Raw genomic sequence first — 14459 nt, forward strand, 5'->3', positions numbered from 1 at the left:
GATCAGCCCCTTCACAGGCAGTAGACGGAGACGTCGCCGACGCGTCGGTAGGGGCTGTCTCCGGTGAACACGGCCAGGTCGAGCCTGGTCTCGTGGGTGTTGTCGTACACGTTGTCGACGCGGTACTGGTGCGTGTAGCCGTCGTTCGCGCCGACGGTGAACCAGTCGCCGACGCCCCAGAGGTTGTTGCAGACATAGGTGAGGCTGCCGCCTGCCCTCATGGGCGCCAGCGGATCGCTGTTACCCGCCAGCGCGGGTATCGCGGTGGTCAGGACCGCCAGCGCCGTGCCTGCGACGACCAGTGTTGCGCGCAGTGAGTTCTTCATCGAGACCGTCCTTTCGGGAACGCCCAAAGTCTCCGCGGCGCGTCTGGGAGGAAACCTTGAACCGACCTTGACGGTGTTGATCACGCTGCCGGCCTGTGAGTAGTTGCAATGCGTTGTTCGTTGATCACGGACGGCGAGCGGGTGGGTCGCGTGTGAAGCGGCCGGAGACGATCAACTACCACCATCGGGCACCGGCCGCGGTCGGGACGCCCGACCAGATGCGCCCGACACCGGGCTTCGTCAACCGCGGTGCTGGTCGCGTGCCTCCCGCGCCCACTCGTCCGTGTCCGGCGCACGCTCGCGCAGCAGCGGCAGCGCGCCTGCTGCTGGCACGGCCCGCGACGTTCCAGGGCGATCCACAGTGGATGGTGCACGGTCGATGGCCGGATATCCGGGAGTGGAACAACGGTGGCAAGTCCCCGAGCTTCGTGCAGGGCGTGCAGCCGCCTGGCGGCAAGCTGCACGTGCGTGAGCTGGACAGGGTGGTCACCACAGCACTCGGCTGACGTGCTGACCACCCGTGTCCAGGACTCGACGACTTGCTGTCGGCTCGACGGCCAGAATCTGGTCTGCGGTGCCGCGATGGCCACTGAACTACTTCGGGCGATTCTCACATCTTCTGGGGACGACCCCCGCAGGCTCAGGCGCTGTGCGCCTTCACAGTCGGTACTTTGTGTTTGCCGGGTCGCCGCGGACCAGGACGTTTCCATTGCGAGCGTTCGGTTCTGCGGTGTGACCATCCCGCCAGTGGTGTGAGGGCGGCCAGGTTCGTTGTGCGGCTTCGTTTCCGTGACGTGCGGGGTAGGTCCGGACGCGCGGGCTGCTCTTGGGGTCACGCTTCCTGTTGGGCGCGAACGGTTTCACGGTCCGGGCTGGTCGCCGCCGACGGTGCGGTCCGGGGCCAGGTCCAGGCATACCGCACGATGAGGGCGAGAAGGATCAGTTCCAGTGCGATGCCAAGGCCGTAGAAGTACAGCCAGGACGCGCCCACCGCGTTGAACGCCGTGACGGGGAGGTAGAGCGAGGCGATGGTGAGGTTGGTGATGCGGTTCGCCCTGGCGGGCAGCGTCATCGACAGCACGACCATGAAGATCGGGATGGCCATGAGGGTCAGCGCCGTGGTCGAAAAGGTCTGGGAGAGATCGAACTCGAACACCTTGCCGTTGAGGATGTCTTTGATGACGCCGGGCGTGAAGAAGTTGAGAATGTCCACGTAGGCGTACAGGAACATGAAGCTCGTCCACGCTGCGGCGAGCTTCGCTCTCACCGGGATCCGCACGTCTTCCAGCGTGGCGGTGGCGGGGTGACGTGTTCTCATCAGGGGCTCCGTTGTTGTCGTGAAGATCGGTAGGTTCACGATCGCTGAGCCCGGCGGCGGGCACCCCGGCCCGGAGGCTGGGGTTCGCCTGGCCGATGGCATGGTCTCTCTCCTGTTCTTTCGGCTGGTACGCCGAGGCACGCCGATCCCTAGGCTGGAGCCGTGGTCACTGTCTGGCGCTCCATCTGGTGTGAGCCGCGGCCTGCTGACTCCCCACCCATCGGCCGGCTCGACTGGCTGCTGGTGGGCGTGGTCGCGGCCGCCGCCTTGGTCGAGGGCATCGCTCGGCCGGGCTTGGCGTGGCAACCCCTGGTGACGGTGCTCGCCCTGGCGCTGATGCCTGCCCTGCTCTGGCGGCGGGCCCGCCCCCTGATGGCCGCCGTGGCCGGGTGGGGCGTCGTCGGTCTGCTCTCGGTCCTCCAGCTGACTGCGCACACCGGGGACCTCGGCCTCTACTCCCCGATGGCCGTGCTGATCCTGCTCTACTCCCTGGTGCGGTGGGGCTCTGGACGGGAGATGGTCGTGGGGACGGCGTTCGTGACCGTCGTCGTCGCGCTGGGGATGTACGCCTCCTCCGCGGGCTGGGCCGATGTTTTCGGCGGGAGCGTCCTCTTGCTGTTGTTCGTCGCTCTCGCGGCGGTGTTCCGCTACCGGGCGGACCTCTGGCACCGCCAACAGCGTGAGATCCGCAATCAGGAGCGAGTGGCACTGGCGCGAGAGCTGCACGACACGGTGGCCCACCACGTGTCGGCCATCGCGGTGCAGGCGCAGGCCGGTGGCGTGGTCGCCGGCATCCAGCCGGAGAAGGCCGCCGAGATCCTGGCGGCGATCGAGTCCGAAGCGTCGCGGACCCTGGCGGAGATGAGATCCATGGTGCGGGTGCTGCGGGAGGAGGAAGCCGTCGCCTACTCACCGCAGCCGGGTGTGGCGGACCTGCCCGCTCTGGCGCGCGCCGACGCGACGCCCACCGTCGAGGTCTCGTTGCACGGTTCGTTGACCCGGCTGGCACGACCTGTGGACGCCGCGCTGTACCGGCTCGCGCAGGAGTCGCTGACCAACGCCGTACGGCACGCCAGGAGCGCGACCCGCGTCGGGATCGACGTGCGCCGGGAGGGCGACGCCGTCAGGCTGCGTGTCAGCGACGATGGACGGACCGAGCCGGGGCCGGCCCAGCAGCTCGGGTTCGGGCTGCTGGGCATGACCGAACGCGCCCAGCTCCTCGGCGGATCGCTCTCCGCGGGGCCGGGGCCCGATGGTGGCTGGGTGGTCGAGGCCGTGCTGCCGGTGGAGGCGCTGGGATGAGCATCCGTGTTGTCGTGGCCGACGACCAGGACCTGGTCCGGACCGGGCTGGTGATGATCCTCGGCGCGCAACCAGGCATCGAGGTCGTGGGGGAGGCAGCAGACGGGCTCGCGGCGCTCGACCTGGCGACCCGGCTGCGTCCCGATGTCCTTCTCGTCGACATCCGGATGCCCGGGCTCGACGGCGTGGAGGTGACGCGACGCCTGGCCGGGCCAGACGTGACGGACCCGATGGCGGTCGTCGTGATCACCACCTTCGACCTCGACGAATACGTCATCGGTGCCCTGCGCGCCGGCGCCCGCGGCTTCCTGCTCAAAGACGCCGGGCCGGAGCTCCTGGTGCAGGCCATCCACGCGGCGGCCAACGGGGACGCGCTGATCGCCCCCAGCGTCACCCGGCGGCTGCTGGCGACCTTCGCCGACCAGGCGCCGGTGGTACCGGTCCAGCCCATCGACCCGCTCACCGTGCGCGAGGCGGAGGTGCTCGCGCTGGTGGCACGGGGCCGGACCAACGCCGAGATCGCCACCGAACTCTTCGTCGGCCTGAGCACGGTCAAGTACCACGTCGCATCGTTGATGACCAAGCTCGGCGCCCGCAACCGCGTCGAGATCGCGATGTGGGCATACGACACCAGACGCGTAAGAGCCGATTAGTGGGCACGCAGGTTTCCGGGCTCTGCTCCCGAACAACCGTCCGTGCCGGTCAGCACAGGTCGAGCAGAACGAGCGTGCTCTCCTCCGCGTAGCCGTGACCTGTTTCGACGAGGTCGGCGGCACGAGCGAGGAACGCGGTGAGCGACGGCGCTTTCGGTTCGTCCAGGTCGGGCACGTTGGGACGGAAGACGACCTGGCCCGCGGTGCCCCGGTCGCCGGGATCCAGGTCCAGGAGGTAGCAGTCGCCCTGGAACGCGAGGAAGGGCAGCCAGGACTGCGACCACACGGTCCACTTGTAGAACGCGGGTTGCTCGACGGGCGTGGCCATGTCGCCGACCGCGTCAGTCAGCATGTGGTGCATCTCGATGATTTCGTCGATGGTCAGGAAGTGGTGGAAGTTGAGCGGGCCGTAGAGCTGGTCGGGATCGTCCTGGCCCGCCGACGTGCGCAGCAGCGCACACAGAGCTGCCGGTAGCACGAGCCCGGTGGCGGCGGCGAGCCGTTCGAGATCGTGATCGGTCGCGCCCGGCCGGAACGGCGCGGTCTCGGGCAACAGCCGCTCGATGATGGCCCGCAACCGCACGAACTCCCGGGCGGTCTGGTTCATGGCGGCCAGTCTGGCCTAGGCGAGGCAGCGCAACCACGCCACCCGCGGCCCGCCGATCCCGTCCAGGCCGGCCTCGACATCCACGATGCCCAACCGCACGCTGGTCTTCGTGGTGGTGTCGGTACCGATGCAAGTGGGTCCGTCCGCACCGTCGTGCCACACACCGTCCCGGCCGGCCCACGACGCGCCGACGACGATGTAGCTCGTACCGTCGCGGGTGTCGTTGCTGTCGTACAACGCGATCGCCGTCCCGCTCCCGTTCGGCATCGCCCAACCCTCGACGACATCGGCAGTCGCTGAGTGCCGCGTGGTGAAGCCCCAGACCCCGAACACGGCCGCGACGACAACACCCACTGCTACCGGCGCGATGAACCGCCTCAAGTCCATACCTGTTTCATACCAGCACATGTGGCAGGTTGGGCGTGGCGACCGCTCTGCGGTCCGGCAGTCAGTTGCCGGGGTCTGGTCGGTGGCCGGCACTCGTGAGCTGCTCCAGGAAGCTGACCGCCTCGTCGACCGGAGGCAGCGCAGCGATCTCTTCAGCCATCGCACCCGCCGACTTCCGGTAGGACGGCTCGGTGAGCACGGCTGTCACGGCGGCCCGCAACTCCTCGGCCGTCGCAGGCGCCGTGTCTCCGCTGCCGACACTGATTCCCGCGCCGGTGGCTGCCACTCGTTCCGCGTTGTCCGGCTGATCCGCGAACTGCGGCACCACCACCATCGGCACGCCGGCCGCCAGCCCGCCGAGCACGGTTCCGGTGCCGCCGTGGCACACCATGGCTGCCGCATGGGTGAGGACGTCCTGCTGCGGTACCCATCGTTCAACGTGCACGTTCGGCGGGAGTGCGGGCCAGGCTGACGGGTCGCCGCTGTCGCCGATCGTGACCAGCACGCGTACCGGCAGGTCGGCCAGTGCTTCGACGACCGTGTGGAAGGCGGCCGCCGCGAAGGGCACGCCCGCGGCCACCGTGCCGAACGTGGCGTAGACGAGTGGGGTGTCGTTGTTCGCCCACCAGCGTGGCAGTGGGTCGCTGCTGGCGGCGGGCATGCGGAAGCGGTGCACCTGAGGGCCGGGTTGTGCGCGTTGCATTTCGAGCGACGGCGGCAACAGGCTGAACGACGGCGCGCGGTGAAGGTTTTCGCCGTCTGGATCGCCGGGGAGGCCCAGCGACTCGCGGTAAGGAACGAGTGCCTGCGCGGCCAGTGGGAGGGTGAAGTCGACGAACTTGTCGAGGCCGATCAGCATCTGCACGTGTGGCAACCCGTGCAGTTCGGCGGCGATGGCGGAGCCCAGCTCGCCGATCTCGCGCAGGACGACGTCCGGTCGCCACTTGTCCAGCGCGGCCAGCATTCCCGGCATGATCGACCGGGCGGACAGCTCCGCGCCCAGCGTCACCATGGTCTCGTTGCGCTTCTCCGGTTCGGCGGCCAGGAACTTCGCGTGGAGTGCGGCTCGCTCGGCCGGGTCGACGTCGGGGCACGGCCAGTGTCGGTGCCCGGCGCGTTCGACCATCCCGGCGAACGATTCCGGCGCTGCGACCAGCACGTCGTGCCCGGCTCGCAGGCAGGCGTCGGCGAATGGCACCATCGGACCGAAGTGACCGTTGTTGGCCGTCGTCGCGAGCAACACGCGCATGACATCTCCCCAGAGTCGCTTGCCCGAATTCTGGCAGAAGCTCGACCGGCTCGGACAAGAATTGAGATACCCGTCCTGTTGCGGGATGCGGTTTTTCCTGGCTTGTGGTCTCTGATGCTGCTTTGACCTGCGACTACGTCAGAACGAGTGCGTTTCCTGTTGTGCGCTACGGAGTTTTATGGCTGCTAAAGCAGGTCGATAGCTTCGGATCCATGGAATGGAGCTTTCAGGCGGCCGAAGAGCTCGTTGCCGCGTTGCGCGCCGGTGCGGTGACATCGGTGGAACTGACGGATGAGGCGATCGCCCGCATCGAGCGTGACGACGAGGTGATCAACGCGATCTGCGTGCCGGACTTCGATCGTGCGCGGGCCGCCGCTCGCGCCGCGGACCAGGCGCGTGCGCGTGGTGAGGACCGGGCGCTGCTCGGCGTTCCGGTGACGGTCAAGGAGTGCTACAACATGGCCGGGCTGCCCACGACCTGGGGGATGCCGCCGCACCGCGACTACGTGCCGGCCGAGGACGCGGTGCAGGTGTCGCGGCTCAAGGCCGCGGGTGCGGTGGTGCTCGGCAAGACCAATGTGCCGTTGGGGCTGCAGGACATCCAGAGCTTCAACGAGATCTACGGGACCACCAACAACCCGTGGGATCACGGTCGGACCTCGGGCGGGTCGTCTGGCGGGTCGGCGGCGGCGCTGGCGTCCGGGTTCGGCGCGTTGTCCATCGGTTCCGACATCGCCGGCTCGTTGCGCACGCCCGCGCATTTCTGCGGTGTCCATGCGCACAAGCCGACGCTCGGACTCGCGGCGAACCGCGGCATGGTTCCGCCGGGCGAGCCGGCGTTGCCGGTCGACCTCGATCTCGCCGTGGTCGGGCCGATGGCGCGCACCGCCCGCGACCTCACGCTCCTGCTCGACGTGATGGCCGGGCCGGACCCGTTGACGTTCGGTGTGGCGCACAGGTTGGCGCTGCCGCCCGCGCGCCACGAGCGGCTCGGCGACTTCCGGGTCTTGGTGCTCGACCAGCATCCGCTCATTGCGACGAGTGCCGCCGTGCGGGCGGGCGTGAACCGGGTGGCCGAGGCGCTGAACGACGGCGGTGCCCGCGTCGAACGGCACAGTCCGCTGCTGCCTGATCTGACGGAGGCCGCGGCGCTCTACCTGCAGTTGCTGATTTCCGGCTCTGTTGCGCGGTTTCCGATCGAGTCGGACGAGCAGCTGCGGATCCGCGTCGCCGGACTGAGCGCGGACGACCGGAGTCTTGACGCCGAACGGTTGCGCGCCTTGATGTTCAGCCACAGCGACTGGATGCGGGCGAACTACCGCCGCGAGGTCCACCGGCACGGTTGGCGGCAGTTGTTCGCCGAGTTCGACGCCGTGCTGTGCCCGATCACGCCGACGCCCGCGTTCCCGCACGACCACACACCCAACCCGATGGAACGGCTCATCGACATCGACGGTGTCGAGTACCCGTACTTCGACCAGCTCGTCTGGGCAGGCTTGGCCACAATGCCCGGCCTGCCCGCCACCGCCGTACCCGCGGGCCGGTCCGCCGAGGGCCTGCCGGTCGGAGTGCAGCTCATCGGGCCGATGTTCGAGGACCGCACGCCGCTGCGGCTGGCCGAACTGATCGAGCAGAGGATCGGCGGCTTCCAGGCGCCGCGACCGTAGGGGTGGGGCTGTGGACCGAATCGCGGGCCCGTTGCACGGGCCGGCTTTCCGGTTCTCGAACGGCTGGTGGCCGCGCTCGCCCGGCCTGACGAAGGCCTGGACGCGTGCCTCTGGCGACGCGATGCAGATCCATTGTGGATGGAACAGAACTGGCTCGGGTGCGCCGTCGGATCTAGGCTCTCGCCGCAATCGGATGTGTGCGCGGAGAGAGTGGCATGTTGCGGCGCTTTGCGAAGGTCCCCCTCGCGGTCAGAGTTCTGTGTCCGGTCGCGGCGGCGGTGGTCGTCGCCGGACTGGTCGTGGTGGTCTGCGGCAGGGCGGCGGAGGTCGCGCCGGCCAGCGCGGCGGTGGTCGGGCAGACCGCGGTCACGGGGCCTAAGGTTTCGCACGATGAGCCGACTTCCAGTGCTGCCACGACCACCACGACGCCGCCGAGCAGCAGCAGCGTGAGCAAGTCGTCCGTGGCCAGCACCTCTGTGCCGCCGCCGAAAGCGCCCGAGACGACCAAACGTGTTGAGGCGCCTTGGTTCGCGGATCGGGTGGGGACAGCCACGCAGGTGATCTCCGTCGTGGGCGCGGGTGGGTCCAATGCCACGGTGTCCACTTGGCGCCAGGCCGGGGGCGAGTGGACGCCGGTGCTGGGGGGAGTGGCGGCCAAGGTTGGGGCGCCTGGCATCTCGGGCTCGTACGGGGAGTCTTCGTCTGCCACGCCCGCTGGAGTTTTCGCGATCACCCAGGCGTTCGGGCGGCAGGCTGATCCCGGAGCCGGGGTGTCGTACCTGCGGGTCGACGACCAGGACTGGTGGGTCAGTGACGTCGAGAGTCCCGACTACAACACGCATCAGCGGTGTGCGCGCGGGACGTGCAAGTTCAACGAGCGCGTGTCGGAGAACCTGTGGGAGCAGGGCGCTGTTTACGACTACGCGTTGGTGATGGGGGTCAACGCGCAACGGGTTCCCGGTGGCGGTAGCGCGTTCTTCCTGCACGTCACGAACGGCGCCGCGACCGCGGGCTGTGTGGCGGTTCCGGCCGACACGGTGGTGTCGATCATGCGCTGGGTTCGTCCTGGCACCGTGATCGCGCTGCGGTGAGTGGCCCCGGCGTGAACCGGGGCCACCAGAGCACCTACAGAGTCGTCACGCGGACGTAGTCGACGACGATGGTGTTCGGCATCGGCGTGCTGCTGTTCGGGGCGCCGGGCCAGTCGCCGCCCACTGCCAGGTTGAGCAGCAGGTAGAACGGGCGGTTGTTGTAGACCCACTGCTTGCCGTTCAGGTCGGCCGGGGTGCGCCGCTGGAAGACGTTGTTGTCCACCGACCAGGTCAGCGAGTTCGGGGCCCAGTCCAGACGGAAGGTGTGGAAGCCCGAGGCGAAGCGCGGGCCGTTGTAGGCCGCGCCGATGCCGCCCGCGCCCGAGTAGCCCGGACCGTGGATGGTGCCGTGGACCGTGTTGGGTTCGCGGCCGATGTTCTCCATGACGTCGATCTCGCCGTTGTTCGGCCAGCCGCCGCCGGTGGTGCCCATCATCCAGAAGGCCGGCCACATGCCCTGGCCCTGGGACATCTTCATGCGGATCTCGAAGTGCCCGTAGGTCTGGCTGAACTTGCCGGAGGTGTTCAGCCTGGCCGAGGTGTACTGGCAACGGCCGTACCAGCAGTTGTAGTTGCCCGGGTTCTCGCGGCGGGCGGTGATGACGAGGTTGCCCTGGCCGTCCATGGCCGCGTTCTGGGTGCGGTTCGTGTAGTACTGGTACTCGTGGTTGTTGCCGCCGTTGTTGCCGGTTTCGACACGCCACTTGTTGGTGTCGACCGGGCTGCCGGCCGGTCCGTTGAACTCGTCGGCGAACGTCGTCGCCTGGATTCCGACATCTGACGCGCCACTCGCAGGGGTTGCCACGACGGGTGCGGTCACCGCTGCCATCGCGATGATCACCACGAGGCGGGAGAAGCGGTTCGACATCATTGTCACCTCACTTCGCGCACTGGCTTATTTTGTTGTGGCGGCGAACAAAAAGTATGCCTGGACTAGACCAGTAGCCGCAAGGGTGTGTTGAGAGCGCTCTCAGCTGGGCCGTTGGGGTGATGGCGGTAACGCGGCGTAGTGAGCCTCGCGATGCACCGGCCGTGACCGCACTCATGTCCTGGCGCCAACTGCCGAAGAACGCCCGCGTGATCGCCGCGACGAGCGCGGTCGTGCCGTTGCTGGTGATCGCGGGCTGTGGGCAGGAACCCACTCCGCTCGCGGCATCGACGACAACCTCGACGACCACAACCACAAGCGCCACAACGACAACGACTCCGCCGCCGACGACTGTTTCGTCCGTTGTGGACGGTCGTACGGTGACGTTGTCCAACGGCACCAAGGTGCAGGTCACCGGACTTGCCCAGCCCGGCGAGTGCTGGGCCGCGTCGTCCGTCGAGTTCGCGACGAAGACGTTGGTGGGCAAGACGGTCCAGGTCGTGGGATCGCGGCTGCAGCTGCCCGATGGCAACGACTACGCGGTTCTGGCGGTGAGCCAAGGTGTTGCGCGGGCGGCGGACGGAGCGGCCGCGGTGATCCGGAACGCCGAGGCGATCGCCAAGCAGGCGGCCGTCGGGTTCTGGGGACCGTCGTGCGGCGGGCTCGACGTCAAACCGGCGCCGCAACCCGTTGTGCCGCAACCACAGCCCGTCATTACGCAACCGCAACCGCAGCCGGAACCCGCGCCTGCACCCCCACCGCCGGCGGCCGCGTACTACCCGAACTGCGCCGCGGCCAAGGCTGCCGGTGCGGCACCGCTCTACCGCGGTCAGCCCGGCTATCGGCCGGCACTCGACAGGGACAACGACGGCGTCGCCTGCGAGTAGTTTCAGCGGTGCGCGCGGCTCCAGAGCGCGGGCCAGCCGCCCTTTCCCAGCAGGGCGGCGGGAATCAGCAGGCCGTGCTCGGCAACGCGTTCCCAGAACAGGTCCACGGGCGCGTCGAGCTCGGCCGCCGCGGCGAGAGCGTTCTGCCACGGGCCGTCCTCGTCGGACAGGTCGCTGGCCGGAAAGCCCGGCACAGCGGTCTTGCCGGCCGCGGCCACGGTGTCCGTTGTGGACTGAGGTGCGCAGGTCGTCGCGATCACCAGCGCGCACAACAGCTCGGGTGAGGGACTGCGGGCCACCGAACGCGTCAGCGTCTCGTCGGCGATCAGGCAACCGAGAGCAGTGCGGAGTGAACGCGACACCACGTCGAGAGCGTGGGCCGGGGCGATCTCCGGGCGGCGGACGAGAGCGCGCAGGGTTCGGGGCAGCGGGGAGCCGTCCGTCAAGGTGCCGAGGCGGTCGAACGAGCGCAGTTCCGGGTCGAGGCGGGCCACGGCGGCGGCCAGCGGGCGGGTGCGGGTTGCTTGCCAGACAACGGATGCGTCGAGACCCGAGATGAGAGCGGCGCGGAGCAGGTCTGTGTGCTCACCTGGGTCGAGGCGCTTCAACGCGATCACCGCGGCTTCGGGCTCGAAGTCGGCGGACCGGCCGAGAGAGCGGGCGAGCCGTGCGTAGGTGCGGCGGGCGGGCGCGACCGAGGCCAGTTCCTGTTCGACGGCAACAGAAAGTGCCTTGGTCAGCTCGGCAGGCAGGCGGCCCGCCGCGGAACGGCGGCCGCCTCGGGCTCGCGGCGGAGGTACGGGCAGCAGCGGTTCTGGAGCGGATATGACTGGCATCGGAATGCTGTCGACCCAGTGCTTGATCTGCTTTTCGAGGGCAGGGGTGACGTTTTCGTTGAAGCGTGCCTGCAGTTCGTGGACGTGCCAGCCACCCAAGTGGCGGCGGATGTCGAGGTTGGCGGCGATGCGGCCGTCGGACGGGTTGCGGAAGGCAATCAGAACGCACTGACCCTTGCGGGCGGCCGCGGCGTACCAGGACTCGCCGATGCAGTTGCCCATGTAGCCGGACCACTCGGCGAGCTGCCGGCGGTCGCGGCCGAGCTCGACGGACAGGCCCGCGACGATCTGCTTGTCCAGCGCCAAGACCTCGGCGGGGATCGGGAACGTGCCGGTGCTCGCCTCGGTGATCACGGCGTCCGCGTTGACACCGGCGGTGAGTTCCGGCCAGGTACCGCAGCGGGGTGGTGGGGTGGCGCCGAACATGACCAGCTGGGCCACCTGGGCGGCCGCGAGCGGTAGGGAGTCAGCGGCCTGTGGTCTGGGCCTGTCGTAGGTCAGCAGGGGGTAGGGGCGCTCCATGCGCACTCGGGCGCGATCGGCGCCGTGGAAGGGCGCCAGGGAGTCGGCCAGGTCGGCGAGCCAGAGCAGGTCGTGCGGCGCCTCGTCCGCCTCCGGGTCCACGGCCAGGCGCTGGGCGAACGGGAGGGTCGGAGCGTCGGCGTTCTTGTCCGCGAGCGGTGGCTGGTCCCAGGTCTGCGGGGGTCGCCAGAAACCTCTCGCCGTGCGCCACTTGTGCAGTTGGGGCACGTGCCACGGCTTGCAGGCGTCCCAGCAGTTCTCCAGCGGCTGGTCGAGCTCGTCCAGCAGCTCGATGACGGCGTCGAAGACGACCACGCCGTAGTTGCGCGCCATCGAGGTGCGCGTCCGCACGTAGTTCTCGGTCTTGGGGTTGGCCAATCGTTCCGGACTCAACGCCAGCAGCACCTGGTGGACGTAGTTGCCCGGCCGAGCCGGGTGGCTGTAGGCGCCCTCGGGCCGGCGGGCGGCCCTGGACCGGTCGTCCTCGGTGAGGAGCTCGTCGGCCGCGGCGAGCTCGTCGCGGTGTTGCTCCGCGGCTGCCTCGAGGCCTTCGTCGGACAGCGTTCTGGCGAACCGCAGCAGTGCGGTGGCCGAGATGGCGTCGAGCAGCAGACGGCCCAGTTCCTTCGCGGTCCACCAGTCGGGTGGGCGCCAGCGCGCTGCCTCCGCCAGTGTCGGAGTGCCGGTGACCGTCCAGCCGAGGCGTTCGAGGAGCGGTTCGTCGAAGTGGGTGCGGTGGCGTTCGCGGAGCTTGTCGATCCGGTGGGCGCGGGTCTGCGACGACGCCCGGCGTTCCCGGCGCTGCTGTTCGACCAGCAGCGAGCACACGTGGTCCCAGAGGCTGATGATCAATGTCAGGCGCCTCGGGCGTTGGTAGCCCGTGAGCAGACGGGACAGGTGCTCGGCCAACGTCGACGCCGCGCCGCGCGGGAACGGGTCGGTGCCGTCAGGTGCGCGCAGGTCGAGCACGCGTTCGAGCTGCTCAGGGCCGAGGAGGTCGGATGCGGCAGAGGCCAGGTGCAGAGCCGCCCAGCGTTGTTCGGACACCGCCGCGTGAGCCGCCGCGCCGACGCGCTTGGTGGCGGACGGGCCGAACATCGCGACCAGATTCGCCGCCCGGTCGCCCAGGCGGTCGTCGGTGCCGAGGAGCTTCAGCGCGGCCAGGACCGCGTCACGACGGTCTCCCTGCGCGCCGGCCAGGCGTGCGGACGTGAAACCGCCACCGAGATCGACACCCGCGCCCGCTGCCGTGTCGCTCAGCAGAGCGAGCTGCCGGAGAGCATCCGCCGGGTCCGCGCCCGGCCCGATCGCGACGGGTGAACCAGGCGGGTGGGCACCCGCGCGGGCGTCCGCGAGCACGGCTGTACCGCCGGGCGCGGGCAGCCAGCAGCTCACCCCAGGTCCGGCCGTAACCCCAAACGCCAGTTGGATCGACATCGACACCATGATGACGCACCGGCGCCACCGGTTTTAGTGCCGTGAGCTGGGACGACGGTCAGAAGCCGGCGCGTTCGACCAAGTTGCGCGCCTCCCGGGTCTCGGCGTTGGCCTCGGCCTCGGCGAGCGCACCCGGCACCGGGTTCGTCTCCTTCTCCGCGACCCACTCCTCCGGCTTGGGGCGTTCGGGCAGCGCGTTCCACTTGTCGTTCATGTACCCAGTGTGCCCGTTACGCGCGCTGACTGTCCGGTGACTGCCGGTGTCAGCGAGATGTCAGCGGGCGTGGAGATGCTGCTCTCAGCAGAAACGAGATCTTCCCTGCGAGAAGCGGGCTCCGGCAATTTACGGCGGGGCCGGATCCTGCGAAGAAGAGAAGGGCACACCGTGCTTAAGAAGTTCACTCTCGTGGCGATGATGGGCGCGCTGATCAGCGTGTCCTTCGGTGCCGCCACGGCCAACGCTGCCACGGCCCGCAACGGTGTCTGTGAAGACGGCGAGTTCTGCCTGTACTACAACAGCAACCAGGCCGGCTCGATTTCCGACTTCAACACGTCGATTTCCGACTACGGCGACGAGCAGCCGAGCTGCTACGAGTTCAAGAGCGACGGCAACGGCAAGGGCCTGTGCGTCAAGAACGAGGCCGCCTCGGTCTGGAACCGCACCGACAACAAGGTGACCGTCTACTTCAACAGCGGTTACGCGGGCCCCAGCCAGACGATCGCCGCGAACAGCAAGGCGAACCTGAACTCGGACCTCAAGAACGAGAACGCCTCGCACAAGCTCAACGACGGTGGCGGCACGCCTCCGTCGGGCGGCACCTACGCGGCGCCGAACAACAACCCGAACCCGTCCGCCGCGGCCCGCGCGCCCCAGGCGACGAAGCGCACGCAGTTCGTGGACGACGAGATCCGCCGCCTGACCGGTGAGAAGGACTGCTGGGTGGGCGACTACCGCAGCAACGAGCCGTCGACGAGCAACCACAACACGGGCAACGCGCTCGACTGCACCATCTCCAACGCGATCGGCACCTACCCGAACGCCGCGCAGAAGGAGCAGGGCTGGAAGCTCGCCAACTGGCTGAAGAAGTACGCGGACAAGCTCGATGTCCGGTACGTGATCTGGCAGGGCAAGATCTGGAGCGTGGCGCGCTCGTCCGAGGGCTGGCGCAACTACACGGTCGCGGGTGACGTGACCGGTGGCCACTTCGACCACGTGCACGTCTCGATGCAGAACCCGTACGGCGACTGATCCCGATCAGTTGAAGTCGAAGTTCCACTTTCGAAGGGCCGCTCACCACGCGTGGTGAGC

15 protein-coding genes are annotated in these 14459 nt (G+C 68.8%); 7 read left to right on the plus strand and 8 right to left on the minus strand.

The genetic code is table 11. From position 1 onward, the window contains the following. Nucleotides 1-11: 11 nt before the first annotated feature. Nucleotides 12-326: a hypothetical protein gene (locus ABZX92_RS27625; protein WP_355565278.1), complete on the minus strand. Its 315-nt coding sequence runs from the start codon at nt 324-326 to the stop codon at nt 12-14. A 152-nt stretch (nt 327-478) separates the two neighbouring features. Here ABZX92_RS27625 and ABZX92_RS27630 point away from each other — a divergent pair, with 152 nt between their 5' ends. Next, nucleotides 479-832, plus strand: a complete 354-nt coding sequence (locus ABZX92_RS27630; protein ID WP_355565281.1) for a hypothetical protein — start codon at nt 479-481, stop codon at nt 830-832. 326 nt (nt 833-1158) lie between these two features. On the opposite strand, the gene ABZX92_RS27635 is transcribed toward ABZX92_RS27630, so the two are convergent. Continuing rightward, the gene (locus ABZX92_RS27635; protein WP_355565284.1) at nt 1159-1605 is read right to left on the minus strand and encodes a DUF6326 family protein; all 447 of its coding nucleotides are present in this window, start codon (nt 1603-1605) and stop codon (nt 1159-1161) included. Nucleotides 1606-1806: 201 nt separating this feature from the next. Between ABZX92_RS27635 and ABZX92_RS27640 the strand changes: the two genes are divergently transcribed. Together ABZX92_RS27640 and ABZX92_RS27645 are read left to right on the plus strand one after the other, a co-directional pair. After that, nucleotides 1807-2946: a sensor histidine kinase gene (locus ABZX92_RS27640; RefSeq protein ID WP_355565287.1), complete on the plus strand. Its 1140-nt coding sequence runs from the start codon at nt 1807-1809 to the stop codon at nt 2944-2946. Further along, on the plus strand, nt 2943-3599 hold the full coding sequence (locus ABZX92_RS27645; RefSeq protein ID WP_355565290.1) for a response regulator transcription factor: 657 nt from the start codon (nt 2943-2945) through the stop codon (nt 3597-3599). The genes ABZX92_RS27640 and ABZX92_RS27645 overlap by 4 nt, the downstream gene beginning before the upstream one ends. A 49-nt stretch (nt 3600-3648) precedes the next feature. Here ABZX92_RS27645 and ABZX92_RS27650 read toward each other — a convergent pair whose 3' ends face one another. The 3 genes from ABZX92_RS27650 to ABZX92_RS27660 form a co-directional block, all read right to left on the minus strand. Then, nucleotides 3649-4206: an SMI1/KNR4 family protein gene (locus ABZX92_RS27650; protein WP_355565293.1), complete on the minus strand. Its 558-nt coding sequence runs from the start codon at nt 4204-4206 to the stop codon at nt 3649-3651. A 15-nt stretch (nt 4207-4221) separates the two neighbouring features. Beyond that, the gene (locus ABZX92_RS27655; RefSeq protein WP_355565296.1) at nt 4222-4593 is read right to left on the minus strand and encodes a hypothetical protein; all 372 of its coding nucleotides are present in this window, start codon (nt 4591-4593) and stop codon (nt 4222-4224) included. Between the two features lie 61 nt (nt 4594-4654). After that, entirely contained in the window at nt 4655-5842 is a 1188-nt protein-coding gene (locus tag ABZX92_RS27660; RefSeq protein WP_355565299.1) for a glycosyltransferase, read from the minus strand. A gap of 212 nt (nt 5843-6054) precedes the next feature. Between ABZX92_RS27660 and ABZX92_RS27665 the strand changes: the two genes are divergently transcribed. Continuing rightward, complete coding sequence (locus ABZX92_RS27665) at nt 6055-7509, plus strand: amidase (protein WP_355565302.1); 1455 nt, start codon at nt 6055-6057, stop codon at nt 7507-7509. A 215-nt stretch (nt 7510-7724) separates the two neighbouring features. Beyond that, nucleotides 7725-8600 (plus strand): L,D-transpeptidase family protein, encoded by an 876-nt coding sequence (locus ABZX92_RS27670; protein ID WP_355565305.1) that lies wholly within the window; start codon nt 7725-7727, stop codon nt 8598-8600. Nucleotides 8601-8634: 34 nt separating this feature from the next. Here the strand turns inward: ABZX92_RS27670 and ABZX92_RS27675 are convergent, their stop codons facing one another. After that, entirely contained in the window at nt 8635-9468 is an 834-nt protein-coding gene (locus ABZX92_RS27675) for a glycoside hydrolase family 16 protein (protein ID WP_355565307.1), read from the minus strand. Nucleotides 9469-9632: 164 nt separating this feature from the next. Between ABZX92_RS27675 and ABZX92_RS27680 the strand changes: the two genes are divergently transcribed. Next, a complete protein-coding gene (locus tag ABZX92_RS27680; RefSeq protein WP_355565309.1) occupies nt 9633-10355 on the plus strand; it encodes an excalibur calcium-binding domain-containing protein in 723 nt (240 codons plus the stop codon). 2 nt (nt 10356-10357) lie between these two features. Here ABZX92_RS27680 and ABZX92_RS27685 read toward each other — a convergent pair whose 3' ends face one another. Continuing rightward, nucleotides 10358-13150 (minus strand): hypothetical protein, encoded by a 2793-nt coding sequence (locus ABZX92_RS27685; protein ID WP_355565312.1) that lies wholly within the window; start codon nt 13148-13150, stop codon nt 10358-10360. A 58-nt stretch (nt 13151-13208) separates the two neighbouring features. Then, complete coding sequence (locus ABZX92_RS27690) at nt 13209-13364, minus strand: hypothetical protein (protein WP_355565315.1); 156 nt, start codon at nt 13362-13364, stop codon at nt 13209-13211. Nucleotides 13365-13535: 171 nt separating this feature from the next. On the opposite strand from ABZX92_RS27690, the gene ABZX92_RS27695 reads away from it, so the two are divergent. Next, nucleotides 13536-14399, plus strand: coding sequence for a peptidase inhibitor family I36 protein (locus tag ABZX92_RS27695; RefSeq protein ID WP_355565318.1), 864 nt, complete (start codon nt 13536-13538; stop codon nt 14397-14399). Nucleotides 14400-14459: the final 60 nt, after the last annotated feature.

The sequence above is a fragment of the Lentzea sp. NPDC006480 genome, from assembly GCF_040611995.1.
In the GTDB taxonomy this organism is placed as follows: domain Bacteria; phylum Actinomycetota; class Actinomycetes; order Mycobacteriales; family Pseudonocardiaceae; genus Lentzea.

Excerpts from the sequence above, each read along its gene's own strand:
- ABZX92_RS27625 (WP_355565278.1), bottom strand. The coding sequence starts at position 326 with ATGAAGAACTCACTGCGCGCAACACTGGTCGTCGCAGGCACGGCGCTG.
- ABZX92_RS27645 (WP_355565290.1), top strand. The coding sequence starts at position 2,943 with ATGAGCATCCGTGTTGTCGTGGCCGACGACCAGGACCTGGTCCGGACC.
- ABZX92_RS27650 (WP_355565293.1), bottom strand. The coding sequence starts at position 4,206 with ATGAACCAGACCGCCCGGGAGTTCGTGCGGTTGCGGGCCATCATCGAG.
- ABZX92_RS27655 (WP_355565296.1), bottom strand. The coding sequence starts at position 4,593 with ATGGACTTGAGGCGGTTCATCGCGCCGGTAGCAGTGGGTGTTGTCGTC.
- ABZX92_RS27660 (WP_355565299.1), bottom strand. The coding sequence starts at position 5,842 with ATGCGCGTGTTGCTCGCGACGACGGCCAACAACGGTCACTTCGGTCCG.
- ABZX92_RS27665 (WP_355565302.1), top strand. The coding sequence starts at position 6,055 with ATGGAATGGAGCTTTCAGGCGGCCGAAGAGCTCGTTGCCGCGTTGCGC.
- ABZX92_RS27670 (WP_355565305.1), top strand. The coding sequence starts at position 7,725 with ATGTTGCGGCGCTTTGCGAAGGTCCCCCTCGCGGTCAGAGTTCTGTGT.
- ABZX92_RS27675 (WP_355565307.1), bottom strand. The coding sequence starts at position 9,468 with ATGTCGAACCGCTTCTCCCGCCTCGTGGTGATCATCGCGATGGCAGCG.
- ABZX92_RS27685 (WP_355565312.1), bottom strand. The coding sequence starts at position 13,150 with ATGTCGATCCAACTGGCGTTTGGGGTTACGGCCGGACCTGGGGTGAGC.
- ABZX92_RS27690 (WP_355565315.1), bottom strand. The coding sequence starts at position 13,364 with ATGAACGACAAGTGGAACGCGCTGCCCGAACGCCCCAAGCCGGAGGAG.